The following is a 2,091-nucleotide window of genomic DNA, read 5'->3' as shown; positions in this document are numbered from 1 at the left end:
TGATGGGTAGGGGAGCGTCGTGTGTGCGGTGAAGCGGCAGAGTGATCTAGCCGTGGAGTGCACACGAGTGAGAATGCAGGCATGAGTAGCGAATCGAGGGTGAGAAACCCTCGCGCCGGATGACCAAGGGTTCCTGGGCCAGGCTAATCCGCCCAGGGTAAGTCGGGACCTAAGGCGAGGCCGACAGGCGTAGTCGATGGACAACGGGTTGATATTCCCGTACCCGCTTTGAGACGCCCATATCGAACCTCGTGATGCTAAGAGTCCTTAGCTCGCCTAAAGCCTTCGGGCTTGGGGTCAGAGTGAACGCTCGATCCGATCGGGTAGTAGGTAAGCGATGGGGTGACGCAGGAAGGTAGTCCAACCCAGGCGATGGTTGTTCCTGGGGTAAGCATGTAGGGAGCGAGGTAGGCAAATCCGCCTCGCAGATATCCTGAGATGTGATGCCGAGCCGATTGTGGCGAAGTGGATGATCCTATGCTGCCGAGAAAAGCCTCTAGCGAGTTTCATGGCGGCCCGTACCCTAAACCGACTCAGGTGGTCAGGTAGAGAATACCAAGGCGATCGGGTGAACTGTGGTTAAGGAACTCGGCAAATTGCCCCCGTAACTTCGGGAGAAGGGGGACCTCTGCTGGTGACGAAGCTAGCTTTCTGAGCTGGTGGGGGTCGCAGTGGCCAGGGGGAAGCGACTGTTTACTAAAAACACAGGTCCGTGCGAAGTCGTAAGACGATGTATACGGACTGACGCCTGCCCGGTGCCGGAACGTTAAGGGGACCGCTTAGCTGTGGTAACACAGCGAAGGTGAGAACTTAAGCGCCGGTAAACGGCGGTGGTAACTATAACCATCCTAAGGTAGCGAAATTCCTTGTCGGGTAAGTTCCGACCTGCACGAATGGCGTAACGACTTCCCCGCTGTCTCAACCGCAGACCCGGCGAAATTGCACTACGAGTAAAGATGCTCGTTACGCGCAGCAGGACGGAAAGACCCCGGGACCTTCACTACAGCTTGACATTGGCGTTTGGAACGTCTTGTGTAGGATAGGTGGGAGACTGTGAAGCTGTCACGCTAGTGATGGTGGAGTCATTGGTGAAATACCACTCTGGTCGTTTTGAACGTCTAACCCTGGTCCGTGATCCGGATCGGGGACAGTGTCTGGTGGGTAGTTTAACTGGGGCGGTTGCCTCCTAAAGAGTAACGGAGGCGCCCAAAGGTTCCCTCAGCCTGGTTGGTAATCAGGTGTTGAGTGTAAGTGCACAAGGGAGCTTGACTGTGAGACTGACGGGTCGAGCAGGAGCGAAAGCTGGGACTAGTGATCCGGCGGTGGCATGTGGAAGCGCCGTCGCTCAACGGCTAAAAGGTACCCCGGGGATAACAGGCTGATCTTCCCCAAGAGTCCATATCGACGGGATGGTTTGGCACCTCGATGTCGGCTCGTCGCATCCTGGGGCTGGAGTAGGTCCCAAGGGTTGGGCTGTTCGCCCATTAAAGCGGTACGCGAGCTGGGTTTAGAACGTCGCGAGACAGTTCGGTCCCTATCCGCTGCGCGCGCAGGAGACTTGAAAGGAGCTGTCCCTAGTACGAGAGGACCGGGACGGACGAACCTCTGGTGTGCCAGTTGTTCCGCCAGGAGCACGGCTGGTTGGCTACGTTCGGAAGGGATAACCGCTGAAAGCATCTAAGCGGGAAGCTCGCCTTGAGATGAGGTCTCCCACCACGTGAGTGGGTAAGGCCCCCGGTAGACGACCGGGTTGATAGGCCGGAGGTGGAAGCACGGTAACGTGTGGAGCTGACCGGTACTAATAGGCCGAGGACTTGACCACAAAGCATACTTTCGTGTGCTGGGTTTCTGCAGCGTTCCGTTCTCTTCGCCGGGTCCGGAACAGCGCGAAACGGTGTGCATGAAAGAATTTTTGCTCGCGTCCACTACGCAATTCTGAGACAGCAAGCAGCGCTTGCGTGTTTCGTAGGGTTGCGGCGGTTATAGCGCAGGGGAAACACCCGGTTACATTCCGAACCCGGAAGTTAAGCTCTGCAGCGCCGATGGTACTGCACTCGGGAGGGTGTGGGAGAGTAGGTCGCCGCCGCACAA

At 57.2% G+C, this 2,091-nt stretch carries 2 rRNA genes (1 of these 2 only partly in view); both read left to right on the top strand.

Features of this window, described 5'->3' with window-relative positions:
- Positions 1–1,822: ribosomal RNA gene (locus tag ABZ911_RS42705) — 23S ribosomal RNA — on the top strand (it extends 1,367 nt beyond the left edge of the window).
- 150 nt (positions 1,823–1,972) lie between these two features.
- Positions 1,973–2,089, top strand: a 5S ribosomal RNA gene (gene rrf, locus ABZ911_RS42700).
- Positions 2,090–2,091: the final 2 nt, after the last annotated feature.

The organism is Nonomuraea sp. NPDC046570, assembly GCF_040645915.1.
Lineage (GTDB): Bacteria > Actinomycetota > Actinomycetes > Streptosporangiales > Streptosporangiaceae > Nonomuraea.
This window is presented reverse-complemented; position numbering and strand designations above follow the sequence as displayed.